Origin of the sequence: Pantoea sp. 18059 (assembly GCF_902706165.1) — a bacterium.
Lineage (GTDB): Bacteria > Pseudomonadota > Gammaproteobacteria > Enterobacterales > Enterobacteriaceae > Pantoea > Pantoea agglomerans.
Genome location: NZ_CACSJS010000001.1, coordinates 1,354,848 through 1,375,025, shown reverse-complemented (window position 1 = coordinate 1,375,025; position 20,178 = coordinate 1,354,848). Strand labels below are relative to the sequence as shown.

At 55.6% G+C, this 20,178-nt stretch carries 13 protein-coding genes; 9 read left to right on the top strand and 4 right to left on the bottom strand.

The window, feature by feature from the left end:
- The first annotated feature begins 209 nt into the window (after positions 1-209).
- Positions 210-1,169 carry an aldo/keto reductase gene (locus GVJ63_RS06455; protein WP_010670985.1) on the top strand — a complete coding sequence of 320 codons (960 nt, stop codon included), beginning with the start codon at positions 210-212 and terminating at the stop codon, positions 1,167-1,169.
- 209 nt (positions 1,170-1,378) lie between these two features.
- Entirely contained in the window at positions 1,379-2,722 is a 1,344-nt protein-coding gene (locus tag GVJ63_RS06450; protein ID WP_010248170.1) for a carbohydrate porin, read from the top strand.
- 526 nt (positions 2,723-3,248) lie between these two features.
- Here the strand turns inward: GVJ63_RS06450 and yegD are convergent.
- The 3 genes from yegD to GVJ63_RS06435 all read right to left on the bottom strand — a co-directional run bounded on the left by yegD (position 3,249) and on the right by GVJ63_RS06435 (position 8,790).
- Entirely contained in the window at positions 3,249-4,601 is a 1,353-nt protein-coding gene (gene yegD / locus GVJ63_RS06445) for a molecular chaperone (RefSeq protein ID WP_033788265.1), read from the bottom strand.
- A gap of 75 nt (positions 4,602-4,676) precedes the next feature.
- Entirely contained in the window at positions 4,677-8,012 is a 3,336-nt protein-coding gene (locus GVJ63_RS06440; protein ID WP_159226582.1) for a diguanylate cyclase, read from the bottom strand.
- Between the two features lie 163 nt (positions 8,013-8,175).
- Positions 8,176-8,790 carry a phosphatase PAP2 family protein gene (locus tag GVJ63_RS06435; RefSeq protein WP_010248160.1) on the bottom strand — a complete coding sequence of 205 codons (615 nt, stop codon included), beginning with the start codon at positions 8,788-8,790 and terminating at the stop codon, positions 8,176-8,178.
- A 283-nt stretch (positions 8,791-9,073) separates the two neighbouring features.
- Here GVJ63_RS06435 and udk point away from each other — a divergent pair, with 283 nt between their 5' ends.
- From udk to asmA, 3 genes are all read left to right on the top strand, one after another.
- On the top strand, positions 9,074-9,715 hold the full coding sequence (gene udk, locus GVJ63_RS06430; RefSeq protein WP_010670982.1) for a uridine kinase: 642 nt from the start codon (positions 9,074-9,076) through the stop codon (positions 9,713-9,715).
- Between the two features lie 81 nt (positions 9,716-9,796).
- Positions 9,797-10,378, top strand: coding sequence for a dCTP deaminase (gene dcd, locus GVJ63_RS06425; RefSeq protein WP_004571280.1), 582 nt, complete (start codon positions 9,797-9,799; stop codon positions 10,376-10,378).
- A gap of 12 nt (positions 10,379-10,390) precedes the next feature.
- Positions 10,391-12,214 carry an outer membrane assembly protein AsmA gene (asmA, locus tag GVJ63_RS06420; RefSeq protein ID WP_159226581.1) on the top strand — a complete coding sequence of 608 codons (1,824 nt, stop codon included), beginning with the start codon at positions 10,391-10,393 and terminating at the stop codon, positions 12,212-12,214.
- Positions 12,215-12,244: 30 nt separating this feature from the next.
- On the opposite strand, the gene GVJ63_RS06415 is transcribed toward asmA, so the two are convergent.
- Positions 12,245-13,816, bottom strand: a complete 1,572-nt coding sequence (locus GVJ63_RS06415; protein WP_033767812.1) for a TerC family protein — start codon at positions 13,814-13,816, stop codon at positions 12,245-12,247.
- A 795-nt stretch (positions 13,817-14,611) separates the two neighbouring features.
- Between GVJ63_RS06415 and wbaP the strand changes: the two genes are divergently transcribed.
- From wbaP to wzc, 4 genes are all read left to right on the top strand, one after another.
- Positions 14,612-16,045: an undecaprenyl-phosphate galactose phosphotransferase WbaP gene (gene wbaP / locus GVJ63_RS06410; protein ID WP_022625020.1), complete on the top strand. Its 1,434-nt coding sequence runs from the start codon at positions 14,612-14,614 to the stop codon at positions 16,043-16,045.
- 287 nt (positions 16,046-16,332) lie between these two features.
- On the top strand, positions 16,333-17,472 hold the full coding sequence (locus tag GVJ63_RS06405) for a polysaccharide export protein (RefSeq protein ID WP_010248145.1): 1,140 nt from the start codon (positions 16,333-16,335) through the stop codon (positions 17,470-17,472).
- 9 nt (positions 17,473-17,481) lie between these two features.
- Entirely contained in the window at positions 17,482-17,916 is a 435-nt protein-coding gene (locus GVJ63_RS06400; protein WP_010248142.1) for a protein-tyrosine-phosphatase, read from the top strand.
- A gap of 12 nt (positions 17,917-17,928) precedes the next feature.
- Positions 17,929-20,106: a tyrosine-protein kinase Wzc gene (gene wzc, locus GVJ63_RS06395; RefSeq protein ID WP_010248139.1), complete on the top strand. Its 2,178-nt coding sequence runs from the start codon at positions 17,929-17,931 to the stop codon at positions 20,104-20,106.
- Positions 20,107-20,178: the final 72 nt, after the last annotated feature.

The following is a 20,178-nucleotide window of genomic DNA, read 5'->3' as shown; positions in this document are numbered from 1 at the left end:
CCCAGGCGCAGGCATCAAATGGGTAGCCTGCAAACGACAGAGTGTAGCCGCCTCTGACGGGCAGAAGTTGAAGGAAATAAGGATATCTGTCAGGGCGGGGTAATTATGCCTGTTCTTTCATTAATCGCATCACAATCGTCATAAAGCCGTGAAATCACTTTGCTATGCTGAAAGACAGACGGTTTTTTCAGGCAAATAAGGAGCAGGAAATGAGTCAGAATCAAACCCGGCAGTTGGGTGACAGTGGTATCGCGGTGCCGTTGCTGACGTTTGGCGGCAACGTGTTTGGCTGGACAGTGGATCAAACCACCTCCTTTTCGCTGCTGGATGCGCTGGTGGATCGAGGCCTGTGGTTTATCGATACCGCCGACGTCTATTCCCGCTGGGCACCGGGCAATAAAGGCGGTGAATCGGAAACCATTATGGGTGAATGGCTGAAAAAAAGCGGCAAACGCGACCAGATCGTGCTGGCAACCAAGGTTGGCATGGAATTGTCGCCGGAGAAAACCGGGCTGAAACCGCAATATATCCGTCAGGCAGTTGAAGATTCACTGCGCCGGTTGCAGACCGACTATATCGATCTCTACCAGGCGCACCGCGACGATCAGGATACGCCGCTGGCGGAAACCTTGAGCGCCTTCGACAGCCTGATCAGAGAGGGCAAAGTGCGGGCGATTGGTGCTTCCAATTACAGCGCGGCACGGCTGCAGGAGGCGTTGCAGGTCAGTGAAACGCAGGGGCTGGCGCGCTATGAAACCCTGCAACCTGAATACAACCTTTATGACCGCCAGCCCTATGAGTCGGAGCTGGAGCCGGTGGTGATGGCGCAGGGGCTGGGCGTGATCAACTACTATTCACTCGCCAGCGGCTTTCTCAGTGGCAAATACCGCGAGGCGGCGGATGCGGGTAAAAGCGCGCGCGGTCAGGGTGTCGTAGATAAATACCTTAACCCGCGCGGTTTGCGGATCCTCGACGCACTGGACGCTATTAGCGAAGCGCATCAGGTGACGCCAACGCAGGTGGCGCTGGCCTGGCTGATCGCCCGTCCCGGTATCACCGCACCGATTGTCAGTGCCACCTCGCTGAAACAGCTCGACGATCTGACTGGCGCGATGCAGCTGACGCTGACCCCGGCGCAGATTGAACAACTGAATCAGGCAAGCCAGTAAACACAAGGGGCGATAGCGCCCCTTTTTACGCTGCACCTGTCAAAAAATACGCACCCCGCCCAGAGAATAGCCAATCAGCGATCCCGATCACAAATGCGTTAATAAACGGATGTTACGGGTAATTATGCGCACGTATTTACAAAAAACAGAGGTTATCCAGCACTATCCTCTGCGCGTCATTTTCCGTAACTTACATAAGAATAAGCAAGATGAAAAACAGAAAAGCAGAGCAGCGTTTCCCGCTGCGCCGTGTGGCAACCGGCACCCTGATCCTGGCCATGTTTTCCGCGCAGGCGTTGGCCGCTGACGCCCTGAGCCCGGACTCCGAATGGATGTTTGGTGACTGGGGCGGTTACCGAACGCAGCTGCAGGACGACGGCATTAAGTTTGACGTTAACTACACCATGGAAAGCGCCGCGAATTTAGGCGGCGGGGCAGATACCAATACCACCATGCGCTACAGCGATCAGTGGTCGTTTGGCACCAATTTCGATCTGCAGAAGTTGCTGGACTGGCAGGATGCCGAGTTCCAGATGACCGTGACCAGTCGTAACGGACAGAATCTTTCTGAACAGGTCGCGGATCAACGCACCGGTATGCTCTCCTCGGTGCAGGAGGTTTACGGTCGCGGCCAGACCTGGCGTCTGACCCAGTTCTGGTTGCGCAAAGGATTGTTTAACGATGTGGTCGATGTGAAAGCCGGGCGGGTGACGGTAGGGGAAGACTTCGATAACTTCGATGGCAATCTGTTCCAGAACCTGGCGCTGGGCAGCGGGCAGGCGGGTAACTGGCGCGGCGATCGCTGGTTTAACTGGCCGGTCTCGCAGTGGGGCGGCCGGGTGAAATTCAATATCACGCCGGACGTTTTCTTCCAGGTCGGTTTCTATAATCAGAACAGCGCTAACTACGATCGCGGTGATGGTTTCCGTCTGGATACCAGCAATTCAGAAGGGAATCTGGTGCCGGTCGAACTGGGCTGGAAGCCAACCTTCGGGCCGGAGAAATTACCGGGTAACTACCGCATCGGCTATTACTATTCCTCGGTGGATGGCGATGTTTATGGCAGCTGGCGCAACGGCGGCTATCAGGATCAGGCCCATTCCTATGGCGGCTATCTGCTGTTACAGCAACAGCTGACCGCGCAGGACGGCGATGTGAATCGCGGTCTGGGTGTGCGGGTGCAGGCGGTGATGAACGATCACAAGACCTCAAAGACCGACAACTATCAGTCTATTGCGTTTACCTGGACAGGACCGTTTGATGCCCGTCCTCAGGATGAGATCGGCGTGGGCGCGTCACGTATTCATGTGAACAGCGACTATACCCGCTCACTGCGTCAGCAGAATCAGGCTAATGGCGAGAGCCGCTTTGACAGCCCGACCTATCTGCCGATTCAGGAAGGCTCAGAGTACAACTATGAGGTTTACTACAACGCTAAAGTAACTAACTGGATGTCACTGCGTCCTAACCTGCAGTATGTGGTTGCCCCTGGCGCAGTCAGTGAAGTGAAAGATGCGTTTATCGGCGGTATCAGCGCCAATATTGCATTCTGATTTTCCGGGCGAGCGAGCCGCAGTACGGGCCTGAGCACCTCTGCTGCTGCCGGGCCGTCCTCGCGCCGCTCACGCGGTTCCTTCGGCTTTGACGTCGTGCCGACGAACCGTTCGGGGATCGGCCCTCCCTGGCCGGCCCCGAACTGTCCACGCTTCCCGGCGTGGACTTCTGGCCCACCGTCACGCCTCAGCGCTGCGGATAGCCCTTTCAGCAGCAGCGGCGCTCAGGCCTTCACTCTCGTGCCCTTTTTAACAATACACACTGAAGTTTCAGAGCAGGCCGGTGCCGGGCAGGGGCAGGCAATCCGCAGCGCTGAACAGAATGAGTCTGCCAGGAGAGCCCGCAGGACGCGGGCGAAAGGCGGGGCGGCACAGGATGTGCCATCCCCGGCGGTCCGTCAGGCAGGCGAATGAAGTGAAGGAACCGCGCAGCGGCGCGAGGACCGCCAGCCCCTGCCCGGCACCAGCCTGCGTTATCACCTGTCGCTACACCCTCAGGTGCCGTTTTTGTTATTGCAGTGCAAGCCTAGCGGAACATCACTTCCGCCCAGCGGGCCAGCCCTGCGGTGACGGAGGCGAAATCATCGCCGCCCGCAATCGGTGTATCCGGCAGTGTCTGCTGCAGCGCCGCGCGCAGCAACGGCGAACGCGCACTGCCGCCGGTCAGGTAAATCACATCAGGCTTAATCTGGCTGGTGGCTAATGCCAGCTGCACCTGTTCCAGAATTTTCTCCAGCGGCTGACTGATGGCATCCTGCAGTTGATCCACGCCAATCTCTGTCTCTAATGCGGCGGCAATAAAGTCCAGGGAGGCGGTATGCGCCGGGCTGGCTGACAGCGCAATCTTGCTCTCTTCCGCTGCGCGCACCAGGCGATAACTGAGCTTCTGCTGCCACACTTTCAGCAGGCGAGCCACTACGTCACCCTGTTCCGCATCACGCACTAAATCCCGCAGCCACTTTCCGCAGGCAGGACTGTAAAAGTCACTTTGTGCCGGCACATCATTGATGGCGATCGCATTCCACCACGGCAGCGCAGGCAGGGCGGTGCCTTTCTGGGTGTTACCGCCCAGACCGAGTAGCGGCATCAGGGTCTTAAACGTCAGCATGATGTCCAGGTCGTTACCGCCGACGCGGCAACCGCTGTGGCCCAGCAGACTTTCACGGCGGTCAGCTTTATCACGCCACTTCGGCCCCATCAGCAACATTGAGCAGTCGGTAGTACCACCGCCAATATCCACCACCAGTACCCGCGTCTCCTGCTGTAGCGTGGCTTCGAAATCGAGTCCGGCCGCCACCGGTTCGAACTGAAACTCCACGTCGCGGAAACCGGCGCGGTGGGCGGCGCGCAGCAGAATACCTTCAGCCTGCTGGTTAGACTCTTCACTGCCTAAACCCTGGAAGTTGACCGGGCGTCCGATCACCGCCTGATCGATAACCTGATCAAGCTGGCTTTCACCCTGCTTGCGGATGTGCAGCATCATGGCGCAGACCAGATCTTCAAACAGGGCAATCTGCTGTGGCTTCAGGCCAGTAGCACCGAGGAACGATTTGGGGGATTTAACGAACCAGACATCTTCGGGATCGACCATATAGTGCTGCAGCGCGGTGAGGCCAAACTGCACGCTATTGGGCTGGACATCGATATCTTCTTCGCGGTTATATCGCAGCGCGCGCTGCAGCAGCGCCGTGGTTTCGCTGTCAGGTGTCGCGACCTGATGATGACGATAGAGCCATTCGCTGATCGACTCGCGGGTCGGCGCACAGATCATCGACGGCAGCAGGCGCTGATCATTTTCCAGCGTTAACAGACGTGGCGTGCCATTTTCGCTGACTGCAATAGAGCAGTTAGCCGTGCCGTAATCGAATCCTATGAACATTTTCGCCCCCATGCCGGAAAAAAGGGGGCGACTTTAGCGCAGCTTCAGCAGGGTGGCAAGCGGGCAGCGCCGGAATTAACGAATAGCGAAGATGTGATCTTCAGCCAGTGAACGCAACGGCTGGCGCTCCGCCACGGCACTGCCCCAGACGCCATTAACATCAAGGTTAGCCAGGGTGCTGAGCAGGGCCGGTACCGAAACCGGACCGGCCAGCACCGAGATATTGCGCTGTGTGGCCTGGCCCTGAATGATGGTCAGCAGCATCTCATCCATCAGATTATTGTGAACGTTGGCAACCAGTTCAGGCGCCAGCACCAGATAATCGACCACCTCGTCACTCAGCAGATTAAAAGCATCCAGATTACGGCCAAAATGCTGCAATACGATGCGGCAGCCGCACTGCCGCAGTTGCAGCAGCGCGGCATAGAGCTGATCGCCCTGGCTCAGCACACTGGCGGCAGGGAAAGCAAAACCACAGCCGCTGCTGGAGAGTCCGGCGGCGACAAAGCGCTGACAGAGTTGCTGCACAAAGGCGGCATCACTCAGTACCTGGGCATTAAGCGGCAGAATCACCGGAATGCCTTTGTTATTGAGCCGCTGCACGTCGTGGCGGAAAAAAGCCTCAAGAATATTGTTATCCAGCCGGCGACGCAGCGTTTCATCAGGCAGGTTATTGCGTAACAGTGTCTCATCCAGCAGCAATCCGTCAGCGGTTAACAGCTGCACTTCAAGCAGCCAGATAAAGGCAGCCTGCGGCGTTTTTGGCGGGGCAACGGCCCAGGCGGGCAGTTCGATCTGCAGCGCATCAATCATCGCCGCATCCATGCCCTGATGGTTGCCCGACAGCGGTAAGCGATGCTGTTCGTAGACCACCAGCCGTCCACGCCCGCTGCGTTTGGCGTTGTAACAGGCGATGTCCGCCTGCGAAAGCACGTCGCTGCTCTGACAGTTTTCTGCTGAAATCTGCGTCACGCCCGCGCTGGCACCGACCTGATAAAGGCGTCCCAGCCACTGGAACCGGTAATCATTTACCGCGGCGACAATGCGCTGCACCACATCATGTGCCTGTGCGATATCGCAATCGGGCATCAGTAGCGCAAACTCATCACCGCCCAGTCGCGCAAGGAAATCGCTGCTGCGCAGAGGGTGCTGCATCAGATCGGAGAGTTCGCGCAGTAACGCATCGCCTGCAGCATGCCCGGCGCTGTCATTGACCGCTTTAAACTTATCAAGGTCGATAAACACCAGCACGTGCTGATGCTGATGTTCAGCGGCATCAAACAGCAGACGCTTAAGCTGAAGTTCGAAGCTGGCGCGGTTAGGCAGACGGGTCAGGGTGTCATGCAGCGCGCTGTAGCTCAGGCGCTTCATCAGTTTGCGTGACTCACTCACATCCTGAATGACCATCACCGCCCCCTGTTCCAGACCCGCTTCCGAACGCAGCGGCGTGATGCTGTAGTGAATATCGATATGGCCGCCGTCCGGGGTATGCAGCACCAGATCTTCAGCGAGACCGGGGGTGACTTTTTCCGGCGGCAGCTGGCATAACAGCAAACTCTCTACCTCAGGGCCGTTACGTCCCTGCGTGATATGCAGCAGCTCACTCAGCGGCTGACCGGCGGCCTGCTCCTGCGACCAGCCACTCATTTTCTCCGCCACCGGGTTCATAAAGGCAACGCGCATCTCTTTATCGGTGCTGATGACCGCTTCGCCGATCGAATCCAGGGTGATCGCCATGCGCTCTTTCTCCTGAAACAGCGCCTCGTTAAGATTGCGTAGCGGCGTGATGTCCTGACAGATGCCCAGCATGCGCTCAATGCGGCCTTCTTTACTCAGCAGCCGGTTGGCCTGAGTGCGCACCCAGCGATGTCCCTGGTCATCGACCACGCGGTACTCCATGTGAAACGCGCTGCGAAGCTCAATCGCCTGTTGCACCGTCAGTGCGGCATACTCGCGATCGGCGGGATGCAGCAGATGGATCCAGAGGTCATAGCTGGGTGACTCATGCGGGGCAAGACCAAACAGCGCGTACATGCGCTTGTCCCATAACATCTCGCCGGTCAGCAGGTTCCACTCCCATACGCCAATGCCACCCGCTTCGTTGGCCAGCGTAATACGCTCCATCAGCCGGCGATTCACCTGCTCGCTCTGCTTCAGCTCAGAGATATCGATAATCTGCGCAATAAAGTAGAGCGGTTCCTGGTTACCATCGCGCACCAGCGATACCGTCAGCCGCGCCCAGACAATCTCGCCATCTTTGCGGAAATAGCGCTTCTCAAAGGTGTAGGTATCAATCTCACCCGCCAGCAGTCGGTTCGCATGTTGCAAATCGAGGCTGAGATCGTCGGGATGGGTGATCTGCTGAAAAGTCAGCCGCTTCAGCTCCTCAGCCGGGTAGCCCAGGATCTGGCACAGCGAGCGGTTGACCTGCAACCAGATGCCGTGGGGCGCCACCAGCGCCATCCCAATGGCGGAATACTCCATGGCGTGACGGAAGCGGGTTTCACTGTCAGTGATATGGAGCTTTTCGCGCCGGAGCGCATCCATCACCAGCGACATAATGTGACTGGGGATTAGCACCAGCAGGAACGGCAGCCAGCTGGAGACCGGGCCCAGCGCGCTGTTGTTGTTCACCACGGTGACCAGATCAAAGGCGAGCAGTATCGAGATAAAACTGGCGTTCAGGAAGAACAGCACGAACGCCTGCAGCTTGGGCAGGCGGACCGCGCACCAGAAGAGGATCACCACGATAAAGGTAAAGGGCCACGGCAAAAAGCGCAGCGCCAGATAACTGGCCCCGAGGGTGAGAAGAAGCGTCAGCAGAGCTTCGGCCAGGCGCAGATTGCTGAACCCCGTGCGACGCAGCGGCCACGGCAGAAGTAACAGCATCGGGCCTAACACCAGCATGCCGATGATTTCGGAGATCACCCAGGTATAAAAGAAGGGAAACGAGGCGTGGCCGCTGACCTGTAGCGTCCAGAGTGCCAGCAGGCCGCCGAGCACCGGCGTCACGATGCCCACCGACAGTACCATCCGTGCCCAGTCATGCAGTGAATCCAGCGGCGCGCGCCGATCCAGCAGGGCGCGCAGCAGCATGCCACCCACACCGGCCTGGATAAGATTGAGCAGGGCGAATTTAATGTTCGAGAGGGCAGGCCCGATGATGATGGCGTTAGCCCCGGCGGTGCCAAGCACGCAGGCTGTCAGCAGCAGCGGGAGCTGGCGTGACGGGCAGCGGAAAACCACGACGGTCATTAACGTAGTCGGAAACCAGAGCGGGGAGATTTTGCCGCTGACGACGATCAGTTCCAGACAGAAGAGTGTCAGGACAAACACCACGCAGCCAAGGAGCAGCGCCGAGAGCCAGCGGTTTGGCGTGCTATTTTGCGGGGACAGGATCTCTATCGTCATGCGGACTTCCGGCAGGGTGCAGCGCTCCACAATGGCGTATCAGGCACCAGTCATTCTCTCACTGCATGCTAGCACATCCGGCAAAGAAAAAAGGGGTGAAATCAATATTGCCCGTTATTCGGCGAATTGACGGGCACGCTAAGATTGATTGCCAGCACGTTGATTACTGGCGGAAAAGATCGGCGCGGGTATAGGGTTTCTCCATGCCCGCAAGGCTGGCGGCGAAACGCTCCAGGAACTGCTGCGTGGTGGCGACACGACCGTGACTCATCAATACAAACGGCACTAACAGCGCAGCACCGACCTGCGGCCAGCTGAAGCCTTTGAGCGAGGTGCGACGCTGGGAGATCAGAAACGCCGTGCTCAGCGTGAAGCCCAGCAGCAGCCCGGTGACCACCTCACTTTTTGAGTGTGCGTGGATGACCAGGCGGGAGAAACCGACCATCAGGGGAATCAGATAGCCAACCCCAATCGCCGCAATGCGCCACATCGCGGACCAGCGCCCGGAAATCAGCCATAGCATGACCGGCCACAGCGTGGCGGACATGGCACTATGACCGCTGAAACCGGTAAAATTAAAGCGGGCGCTGCCGATGCCAAACCCCAGAAACAGAATTTTAGAGATGCTGACGGTCAGGCCAGCCAGGCCAAATGCCACAATCCAGTAAAAGACCGTATGACGATTATCACTCTTCCACGGCAAAATCAGCGCAATAATCACGGCTGTTGGAATCAACAGCATGCTGTCGCCAAAATAGGTCAAAGTCTTCCAGTGCATACCACTCCTGATGCATCTTCGGTCGTCACGTTAGCGACACGCGTTGTCTGAACAGCGCGCCGCGCAGGCCATTTTTTTTATAGTATGGTGTGCCGTTAGTTTATCGGTGAAATGAGTGGCGTCCAAAGGAGAAAGTCTGAAAAGTCGCCGACGCCATTTCTCTGGCATCAAAAGGCCGAAATCCCTATACTTAGCGCGAACACACCCTCTCCATTTCGGCCCGTCCGCTGCCCGCGTAAAGTGTGACCAGTGGCAGGCTCCAGTTATCAGGTCTTAAAAAAGTATGACTGACAAGTCTCATCAGTGCGTGATTGTAGGCATTGCCGGCGCTTCCGCATCCGGTAAAAGTTTAATTGCCAGCACGCTCTATCGTGAAATCCGTGATCAGGTAGGTGGCGAGCACATCGGGGTCATCCCGGAAGATGCTTATTACAAAGATCAAAGTCACCTCACCATGGAAGAGAGGGTTAAAACCAATTATGACCATCCGAGCGCGATGGATCATGATTTGCTGTTGCAGCATCTGCAGGCGGTCAAAGCCGGTCAGGATATTGAGCTGCCGGTCTACAGCTACGTTGAGCACACCCGCACCCAGCAAACGCATCATCTGAGCGCAAAAAAGGTCATCATCCTTGAAGGCATTCTGCTGTTAACCGATGCCCGTCTGCGCCAGGAACTCAACTTCTCTATCTTCGTGGACACGCCGCTCGACATCTGTCTGATGCGTCGTATGAAACGTGACGTCAATGAGCGTGGCCGCTCAATGGATTCGGTAATGAGTCAGTATCAGAAGACCGTGCGTCCGATGTTCCTGCAGTTTATCGAGCCATCAAAACAGTACGCCGATATCATTGTGCCGCGCGGCGGAAAAAACCGTATCGCCATCGATATCCTCAAGGCGAAAATCAACCAGTTTTTTGAATAACACACGTCCGTCCGGACGTGGTGCAGACCGGCGGCAGGCAAGCATGCCGGTTTGCTACACTTATGCCATGGAGTTACCGCAATGAGATTATGCGATCGCGATATTGAAGCCTGGCTGGACAATGGCAAACTGGCCATTGAGCCACGCCCGCCGGTCGAGCGCATTAACGGAGCCACCGTCGATGTGCGTCTGGGTAATCAGTTCCGCACCTTCAGCGGTCATACCGCGGCCTTTATCGATTTGAGCGGCCCGAAACAGGAAGTGAGCGCGGCACTGGATCGGGTCATGAGCGATGAGATCGTATTGCCTGATGGCGAAGCCTTTTTCCTCCATCCGGGAGAGCTGGCGCTGGCGGTGACGCTGGAGTCCGTGACGCTGCCTGACGATCTGGTCGGCTGGCTGGATGGCCGTTCATCGCTGGCGCGACTTGGGTTGATGGTACACGTTACGGCTCACCGCATCGATCCTGGCTGGCAGGGCCGTATCGTGCTGGAGTTCTACAATTCAGGTAAACTGCCGCTGGCTCTGCGTCCCGGCATGTTGATCGGCGCGCTGAGTTTTGAACCGCTTTCAGGCCCGGCTGCGCGTCCCTACAACCGGCGTGAAGATGCGAAATATCGCGGTCAGCAGGGCGCTGATGCCAGCCGTATCGACAAAGACTGATCTGAGGATGTAATGAAAAGAGTGATAACCACGCTGGCCATCCTGTTAGTGGTGGCCGTAACGGGAATGAGCGCGCTGGTGCTGCTGGTCAATCCCAACGACTTTCGTGCCTATATGGTGCAGCAGGTCGAACAACGCAGTGGTTATCGCCTTGAGGTCAGCAGCGATCTGCGCTGGCACGTCTGGCCTCAGCTCAGCATTCTGGCCGGCCGGATGAGCCTGACCGCGCCGGGGGCCAGCCAGCCAATGGTCTCGGCGGAAAACATGCGGCTGGATGTAGATCTCTGGCCACTGTTATCCCATCAGCTCAGCGTCAGCCAGGTGATGCTGAAAAATGCGATAGTGCGGGTGACGCCAGATAGCCGCGCGCAGCGTGCCAGAAATGCGCCCCAGGGTCCGCGTGATGCGGAGCCGGCTTCGCCTTCCAGCGGCTGGTCATTCGATATCGCTAAACTGCGGGTAGCAGACAGTCTGTTGATCTGGCAGCAGCCAGGCGGCGACGAATATAATTTCCGCGACCTCAACATTAATATGGAACAGGACGCGAACAAGCTGGCGACGCTGTCGCTGAGCACCACGCTGATGCGCAACCAGCGCAACGCCACACTGAATCTAAAAGGCCAGCTGGATGCCGCGCAATATCCCCATCGCCTCAGCGGCCAGTTGCAGCAGCTTGATTACACCTTGTCCGGCGCCGACATTCCGGCCCAGGGGATCAAAGGCTCGCTGAGCCTGCAGGGCGAGTGGGATGGCGACCGCCAGCAGCTCTCCTTCAGTAATCTGCAGCTCACCGCCAATGACAGCACCCTGACCGGGCAGGGCAGTGGCCATATTGCGCCACCGCAGCAGCTGGCGCTGGATCTGAAAGCCAGCAACCTTAACGTCGATAATTTACTCACCAGTGCGCCCGTCTCTGACGCACCTGGCGTGCAGCACGCCACCGTAGCCCGTTCGCCGGTGATTGCTGCGCCGCGGGAACGCACCAACGCCGACTCTCCGCTGAATGACCTGGATCTGGCGCTGAAGTTACAGGCTGACAATGCGGTATGGCGCGGACTCTCTCTGACCAGTCTTTCGGTGAACGCCAGCAATCAGCAGGGAGTGATGACGCTGAAGACGCTCAGCGGCAAGCTGGGCAATGGCAGCTTCTCCATTCCCGGCAGTATCGATATCCGTCAGCCAGAGACGCGGGTCAGCCTTAAACCCCAACTCCGTTTAATTGCGATTCAGCCGCTGCTTAAAGCGTTTGAACTGCCGGAAAGTGTGCAGGGGAACCTGAGTCTGGATGGCGACCTGTCGGGTGATACGCTGACGGTCGAAGCAGCCAAACGTCGCTGGCAGGGCAGGGCGACCATCAGCGCCAGCAACCTGAAGCTGGCACAGCTGAATCTGCAGCAGATGGTGCAGCGTGCCGTGGCGCGGGTCAGCGATAAGGTCAGCAGCGATCAGGCGGTGGATGAGGGGATTGAGTCGATTAGCGCACAGGTGGCGCTGAATAAGGGCGTACTCAGCTTCAGCGATATCAATGGCAACGGACAGAATCTGGGCCTGCAGGGTGCGGGCAAAGTTGACATGGTGCAGCAACAGCTGGATATGACCCTGGGGCTGAAAATCAGCGGCTGGCGTGGCGATGATGCGCTGGTGAAGGCGCTCTCCAGTCAGCCGGTTCCGCTGCGCATGTATGGTCGCTGGGACAGCCTGCAATACTCTCTGCCGGTGGATGACGTTCTGCGTAACCGGCTGCAGAGTGAGGCGAAATCACGGCTGAATCAGTGGATCGATCGCCAGAAAGAGGGCGAGAACAAAGAGAACCTGAAGAAAATCATGCGCCCGTAGCGGGCGCATTCCCTTCTGCCAGCTAACCACTCAGACCTCGTAACTGATATCGGGCTGCAGCAGGATCTCGACTTTCTGCACCCGATGATTTTCGACCTGCAGCGTTCGCAGCAGATAGTCACCCAGTTGCAACACTTCGCCTTCCTGAGGGATGTGTTGCAGCTTATCCATCAGTAATCCCGCCAGCGTATGATAGTCACCCTGCTCATCGAGCGGCAATTTCACATAGAGCGCCAGATCTTCCAGCGGCATATGACCGTTAGCAATCCAGTGACCTTCATCCTGAATCTGAATATCGTAGCGAGCATCGATTTCACCCGCCTCATTCGGCAGATTGCCGGCGATGGTCTCCATTACATCGCTCAGCGTCACCACGCCTTCCACCGAACCAAACTCATCAACCACAAAGGCGAAGTGAGTATGGGCCTGACGAAACTGTTCAAGCGCCTGCAGCACCGTCAGCCGCTCAGGAAAGACCAGCGGCTGTCGAATCAGGGCGCGTAAATCCAGGGAATTGTGGTGCAGTGACTGGTGCAGCAGATCGATAACGTGAACCACGCCCAGCGGTTCGCTGGAGTGATCCGTAATCAGTATTCGCGTGTGCTGGTTGCGGTCGAGGCGCGACATAATCTCTGCCGGATCATCACTGAGATCGATATGTTCGACGTCGTGGCGAGAGGTCATGATGCTGTTAATGTGGCGCTGACCCATGCCCAGTACGCGGGCAATCATCACCCGTTCCTGCCGGTTAAACAGCATGCTGTCATCGCTGTCAGCAATCAGTGACGAAGTTTTCGCATCCAGTTCCGCCGGTTCTGCCGCGCCGCGCAGCAGCCGTAACACCGCTTCCGCCGTGCGCTGGCGTAGCGGACGACCGGCCGACAGCACCCGACGACGATTAAAGTGCGCCAGCTGGTTCAGTGCCTCAATCACCACCGAGAAGCCGATTGCCGCATAGAGGTAGCCTTTGGGAATCACAAAGCCAAAGCCTTCCGCCACCAGGCTGAAGCCGATCATCAGCAGAAAGCTTAAGCAGAGGATCACAATCGTAGGATGGTTGTTCACGAAGCGGGTTAACGGCTTGCTGGCGAGCAGCATCAGCAGAATGGCGATGGTGACCGCAATCATCATGACCGGTAAGTCATTAACCATGCCGACGGCAGTAATCACCGCATCCAGCGAGAAGATGGCATCCAGCACCACGATTTGCGCCACCACCGGCCAGAATTTAGCGCCGCCTTTTTGTTGACCGGACGCCTCATCACCCCCTTCAAGACGCTCATTCAACTCTGTGGTGGCTTTAAATAGCAGGAAAATCCCGCCTGTCAGCAGCAGTAAATCGCGCGCACTGAAGGGGTGGCCCGCAAGCGTAATCCAGGGTTCTTTCAGCGTAACCAGCCACGAAAGCGATGCCAGCAGCAATAATCGGCACAATAACGCCAGCAGCAGTCCAATCACGCGCGCGCGGTCGCGAAGCGGCCCTGGAAGCTTCTCCACCAGGATGGCGATGAAGATCAGATTGTCGATGCCTAAAACCAGTTCCAGAACGATTAGCGTTACTAATCCCGCCCATAGCGAGGGATCTGCAATTACCTCCAGCATGCGTTGTTCACCTGAATGTCTTAAATTGAGTTTTCTCTGATGATAGTGGAGTGCGAAGCCACGTACAAATGGCAGGGCAGGGGGCATGTTCTCAGATAACCGCGCTATATCGTGCAAAATATGAACATAATAGTGTGACGCTTTGATTAACTTCACAGGGCGCAGTAGAGATAATTCTTAGTCATTGGCTGACAGGAAAGAGATATTCACCTGTCGGGCTTATGCGATTTATCTCATCGGGAGTATGGCATTAATCCGAATTGTGAAGAAAGGATTGCACTGCCCGTCAGGCCTCAATACTAATTGCTGGTAGTCTTTTTCCTAAAATAGTCCAGGGATGGCGGGACCTGCTTGTAAACAAGCCAGTAATAACTAGTATAGCAACAAGTTAGCAAACTCTGCCCCAGAGTCGTAATCTGCGTACCTATTCGACATTAATCGCAATGTCACGAATGAGTAATTCGCCTGTGAACGTCTGTATGATGCGTTGCGGTAACGCTAACACATTACGGGGAGCATTATGAATGATGACAGCGATATTGGCAGCGACAGCCAAGGGCGGTAGCGTGCCCGAATCGCGTTTTTGTTGATAAAGTGAGCAGCGCTGGCGGTGGTTAAGTCAGAGTAATCTGTTGGTATTCATCACGATATTATTGGTTTCATGGTTAAGATCATTGGCGTAAACGCCGCAGGAGCTCCCCTTAGAAACGGCTCACTCTGGAGAGGTTTCGTCGCTTAATGATTAAACAGGCGATAGCCGTTGCGGGTTTAAGGAAATAAAATAAAGAGTTAAATATGCGCGATACAGAATTTACGTTTAAAAGTCTTATTACCAAATTAATGCTGGCATGTTCAGACTTAATTTGTTTCAACGCAGCGTTATTTTTGGCGATGATGCTAATTAATTTGCAGTCAGATTCGCCGCTGGCAGATATTTCTGAAAAAGAAATGAATTTAAAAATTGCCACACACATTTGTCTGTCGGTAATTTGTATTGGCTGGTTCTGGGTAAGGCTGCGTCACTACACTTACCGCAAACCTTTCTGGTTCGAATTAAAAGAAGTTTTTCGTACCATTCTTATATTTTCTGTTATCGACCTGTCGATTACCGCCCTGTCGCAGTGGCAGATGTCGCGTTTCGTCTGGTTACTGACCTGGATCCTGGCGCTGATTTTAATTCCGACCTGCCGCGCGCTTTCTAAACGTCTGCTGAATAAAAATGGCTTGTGGAAAAAACAGACCATTATTATCGGCAGCAGCAAAAATGCGCACGAAGCCTGGCAGGCGCTGCAAAGCGAAGAGGTCATGGGTTTTGACGTTATCGCCTTCTATGACGTTGATGGAACCTGTCCGCAGGAGATCATGAACGGCGTGCCGGTGCTGCGCGACGAGCAGGAGCTCTGGAGCCTCACCAACAGCGAAACGCAGTTTATCGTTGCGGTTGAGTATGAGCAGAGTCAGTACCGTGATGTCTGGCTTAAATCGCTGGCGATGCACAACTGCCGTTCAGTGTCAGTGATCCCAACCCTGCGTGGTGTACCGCTCTACGGTACTGACATGGCCTATATCTTCAGCCATGAAGTGATGATCCTGCGGGTTCAGAACAACCTGGCTAAACGCACGTCGCGCTTCCTGAAGCGGGCATTCGATATCGTGGGTGCGCTCTCGATTATCCTGATGCTGATGCCAGCGCTGCTGGTACTGGGCTTCCTGGTGGGTCGTGACGGTGGACCACCGATTTATGGTCACGAGCGTGTGGGAATGAATGGCCGTAAATTCAAATGCCTGAAATTCCGCTCGATGGTCATTAATTCAAAAGAAGTGCTGGAAGAGGTGCTGCGCACTGATCCGATTGCCCGTGCGGAATGGGATAAAGATTTCAAACTCAAAAATGATCCACGTATTACTAAAGTGGGCCACTTCATCCGTAAAACAAGCCTCGATGAGCTTCCTCAGCTCTGGAACGTGGTGCGCGGTGATATGAGTCTGGTCGGACCGCGTCCGGTCATTGAAGATGAACTCTGTCGTTATGCCGGTGATGTTGATTATTACCTGATGGCAAAGCCAGGCATGACGGGATTGTGGCAGGTCAGCGGTCGTAATGATGTTGACTATGAAACCCGCGTCTATTTCGACTCGTGGTACGTGAAAAACTGGTCACTGTGGAACGACATCGCGATTCTGTTTAAAACAGTGGGCGTGGTGTTGAAACGCGATGGTGCCTATTAATCGTGAGTCGGAATGAGCGCGTTAATGCGCGCTCAGAGGTGTTTTGCCGTTGTCAGGCGTGTCGTTGATAGTGGCCATCATCAGGGATATCGCTGTGCATCCATAGTCCGCTATGATGCGTGGCGTTCAGGGTACACCCTGGTAGATGGCCGCTACTTATAACAAGTGGAGCAAGGATAATGAACGACAGGTTCAGTGCTTAAGTCAGGTAGGATTTACTTTTTGTTGGACGCTTACACAGCGGCGGTTTCGCCTCTATCAATAAATAACTGATAGCGAAGATCTAAATGATTACAATCAAAATGAAATTGATACCCTTGCTGGTATCCGCCACATTCCTTAGCGGGTGTACGATCGAACCAGGTTCTCACCTTTCTACATCAGGAAAAGATGTTGTTGAACAGCAGGATAGCAACTTTGACATCGATAAATATGTCAACGTCTTCCCGTTAACGCCTTCACTGGTTGAAAGGATGCGTCCGAAGCCACTGGTGGCTCAGACGAATCCTGCCCTGCAGAACGAAATTCAGAACTACGAATACCGTATCGGTGTGGGCGATGTCCTGACCGTAACGGTCTGGGACCACCCGGAACTGACCACCCCAGCGGGTCAGTACCGTAGCGCCAGCGATACCGGTAACTGGGTGCATTCTGACGGCACCATTTTCTATCCCTACATCGGTCGTGTGCGTGTAGCGGGCCGTACCGTCGGCGAAGTGCGTGACGAAGTGTCACGTCGTCTGGCTCAGTACATTGAAAGCCCACAGGTTGATGTCAGCATCGCCTCGTTCAAATCACAGAAAACCTATGTGACGGGTTCAGTGACCACTTCTGGTCAGCAGCCCATCACCAACGTTCCGTTGACGGTGCTGGATGCGATCAACGCCGCTGGCGGCCTGGCCGCTGATGCTGACTGGCGCAACGTGGTGCTGACGCACAACGGTCGTGAACAGCGCATCTCTCTGCAGGCACTGATGCAGAATGGTGACCTGAGCCAGAACCACCTCCTCTATCCAGGCGATATTCTTTACGTTCCGCGTAACGATGATCTGAAAATCTTCGTGATGGGTGAAGTGAAGCAGCAGACTACCCTGAAAATGGACCGTAGCGGCATGACGCTGGCGGAAGCACTGGGCAATGCGGCCGGGATGGATCAAACCACCTCTGACGCCACCGGTGTATTCGTTATCCGTCCACTGCACGGCACCGATCGCAACAAGATTGCCAACATCTATCAGTTGAACACCAAAGATGCGGCATCCATGGTGATGGGAACCGATTTCCAGCTCCAGCCTTACGACATCGTTTATGTCACCTCTACGCCGCTGACGCGCTGGAACCGTGTGATTGGGCAGTTGATACCGACCATCGCAGGTATCAACGATGCAACACAGGCCGCATCGCGTATCCGTACCTGGGGTAATTAAGGTCCCATCATGATTAAGTCCGTGTTAGTCGTTTGCGTTGGCAACATCTGCCGCTCTCCTACCGGAGAGCGCCTGTTTAAACGTGCGCTGCCTGATTTAGACGTTCGCTCTGCCGGCCTGGGGGCGCTGGTCGGCCACCCGGCCGACAAGACGGCGTCTGAAGTCGCTGCTGCGCAGGGTCTGTCGCTGGAAGGACATGAGGCGCAACAGTTGACGGCAGAGATGTGCCGCAACGTTGACCTGATTCTGGTGATGGAAAAGCGACATATTGAACAGGTGAATCGCATCGACCCGGCCGCGCGTGGCAAAACCATGCTGCTTGGTCACTGGCTCAATCAGAAAGAAATTGCGGATCCGTACAGAAAAAGCCGTGAGGCCTTTGAAGAGATTTACGGATTACTGGAAAACGCTACCCAGAAGTGGGTGAACGTATTAAGCCGATAGTTGGGATTATCCATGAATATAAAAAATAAGGTCAGAACCGCGCCGGGAGAGGATTCGAATGGATGGGATCTGGCGCATCTTGTGGGACAGCTAATTGATCATCGCTGGATCATTGTTGCCGTTACCGCTTTTTTCATGCTGGCGGGAACACTCTACACACTGTTTGCAACACCCATTTATAGCGCAGATGCGTTAGTTCAGGTTGAGCAGAAGAATGCCAGCACCGTTCTGAACGAAATTGACAGCATTCTGCCACCGACACCAGCCTCTGATACGGAAATCGAGATTCTGGAATCCCGTATGGTCATCGGCAAAACCGTTGACGATCTGGGTCTGGATACCGTCGTTGAGCAGAACTATTTCCCGGTTATCGGTAAAGGTCTGTCGCGCCTGATGGGCAACAAACCCGCCAGTATCGCGATTTCGCGCCTGGAAATCCCACGCACTATCGACAAACGTAACGTTGAACTGGAAGTGACCGGTCCGGATAGCTACACCGTCTCAAAAGATGGCGATGAGCTGTTCAAAGGTAAAGTCGGCCAGCTGGAGTCGCACGGCGACATCAGCATGCTGGTCAGCGAGATCCACGCTGATGAAGGCACCAGCTTCACCGTGACCAAGCTGAATAACCTGCAGGCGATCCGTTCAGTGCTCTCTAACCTGACCGTGGCAGACAAAGGTAAAGATACCGGCGTGCTGGGTCTGGAGTATCTGGGTGAAGATCCAGAGCAGATCAGCAAAGTGCTGAACCAGATTGTGAATAACTATCTGTTACAGAACGTTGAGCGCAAGTCAGCGCAGGCAGAGAAAAGCCTGGAGTTCTTACGCACTCAGCTGCCTGCCGTGCGCAGCAAGCTGGATGAAGCGGAAGACAAGCTGAACACCTTCCGTCGTCAGAACGAATCTGTTGACCTGTCACTGGAAGCGAAATCCGCTCTGGACTCCTCTGTCAGCGTGCAGAGTCAGCTGAACGAACTGACCTTCCGTGAAGCCGAAGTCTCTCAGCTGTTTACCAAAGATCACCCGACGTATCGCGCGCTGCTTGAAAAACGCAAAACGCTGGAAGGTGAGCAGGCTCAGCTGAACAAGAAAATTGCTGGCATGCCGCAGACTCAGCAGGAAATCCTGCGTCTGACCCGTGACGTTCAGTCTGGTCAGGAGATCTACATGCAGCTGCTGAACCGTCAGCAGGAGCTGGGTATCAGTAAAGCGAGCACCGTGGGTGATGTCCGCATCATCGATGGCGCGCAGACTGCTAACTCGCCTGTTGCACCGAAGAAGCTGCTGATCATCGCCGCGAGCCTGATTTTCGGTCTGTTCGTGTCAGTGGGTCTGGTTCTGCTGAAAGCGCTGCTGCATCACGGCATCGAGAACCCGGATCAGCTGGAAGAGCTGGGCATGAATGTCTATGCCAGCGTTCCACTGTCAGACTGGCAGCGTAAGAAGGATACCGAAGCCCTGGCGCGTCGTGGCAGCAAGGTGAAAACCGATCCGCACGAAACGCTGCTGGCGCTGGGTAACCCGACTGACCTCTCCATCGAAGCGATTCGTAGCCTGCGTACCAGCCTGCACTTCGCGATGATGGAAGCGAAAAACAATATCCTGATGATCACCGGTGCCAGCCCGGGTATTGGTAAAACCTTTATCTGTGCCAACCTGGCGACCCTGGTCGCGAAAGCGGGTCAGCGTGTTCTGTTTATCGATGGCGACATGCGTCGTGGTTATACCCACGAACTGCTGGGCGCAGATAACAAATCAGGTCTGTCCAACGTCTTGTCCGGTAAAACTGAGTTCAGCCCGGCGCTGATTCAGCAGGGCGTGTACGGTTTCGACTTCCTGCCACGTGGTCAGGTTCCGCCGAACCCGTCTGAGCTGCTGATGCATCGTCGCATGGGTGAGTTGCTGGAGTGGGCGAGCAAGAACTACGACCTGGTGTTAATCGATACGCCGCCAATCCTGGCCGTCACCGATGCCTCCATCATCGGTAAGCTGGCCGGCACCTCACTGATGGTGGCGCGTTTCGAAGCCAACACCACCAAAGAAGTGGACGTCAGCTTCAAACGCTTTGCCCAGAACGGTATTGAGATTAAAGGTGTGATCCTCAACGCCGTGGTGCGTAAAGCCGCTAATGCGTATGGCTATGGGTATGACTACTACGCCTATGACTACGGCAAGACGAACAAAAGCTGATCATTGAGCAATAAAACAGGGGGCGGTCTGACCGCCCCTTTTTATCGTCCCTTTGAATGACGACACGCATCA

Coding starts and splice junctions, on each gene's coding strand:
- GVJ63_RS06455 (WP_010670985.1), top strand. CDS start 210: ATGAGTCAGAATCAAACCCGGCAGTTGGGTGACAGTGGTATCGCGGTG.
- GVJ63_RS06450 (WP_010248170.1), top strand. CDS start 1,379: ATGAAAAACAGAAAAGCAGAGCAGCGTTTCCCGCTGCGCCGTGTGGCA.
- yegD (WP_033788265.1), bottom strand. CDS start 4,601: ATGTTCATAGGATTCGATTACGGCACGGCTAACTGCTCTATTGCAGTC.
- GVJ63_RS06440 (WP_159226582.1), bottom strand. CDS start 8,012: ATGACGATAGAGATCCTGTCCCCGCAAAATAGCACGCCAAACCGCTGG.
- GVJ63_RS06435 (WP_010248160.1), bottom strand. CDS start 8,790: ATGCACTGGAAGACTTTGACCTATTTTGGCGACAGCATGCTGTTGATT.
- udk (WP_010670982.1), top strand. CDS start 9,074: ATGACTGACAAGTCTCATCAGTGCGTGATTGTAGGCATTGCCGGCGCT.
- dcd (WP_004571280.1), top strand. CDS start 9,797: ATGAGATTATGCGATCGCGATATTGAAGCCTGGCTGGACAATGGCAAA.
- asmA (WP_159226581.1), top strand. CDS start 10,391: ATGAAAAGAGTGATAACCACGCTGGCCATCCTGTTAGTGGTGGCCGTA.
- GVJ63_RS06415 (WP_033767812.1), bottom strand. CDS start 13,816: ATGCTGGAGGTAATTGCAGATCCCTCGCTATGGGCGGGATTAGTAACG.
- wbaP (WP_022625020.1), top strand. CDS start 14,612: ATGCGCGATACAGAATTTACGTTTAAAAGTCTTATTACCAAATTAATG.
- GVJ63_RS06405 (WP_010248145.1), top strand. CDS start 16,333: ATGATTACAATCAAAATGAAATTGATACCCTTGCTGGTATCCGCCACA.
- GVJ63_RS06400 (WP_010248142.1), top strand. CDS start 17,482: ATGATTAAGTCCGTGTTAGTCGTTTGCGTTGGCAACATCTGCCGCTCT.
- wzc (WP_010248139.1), top strand. CDS start 17,929: ATGAATATAAAAAATAAGGTCAGAACCGCGCCGGGAGAGGATTCGAAT.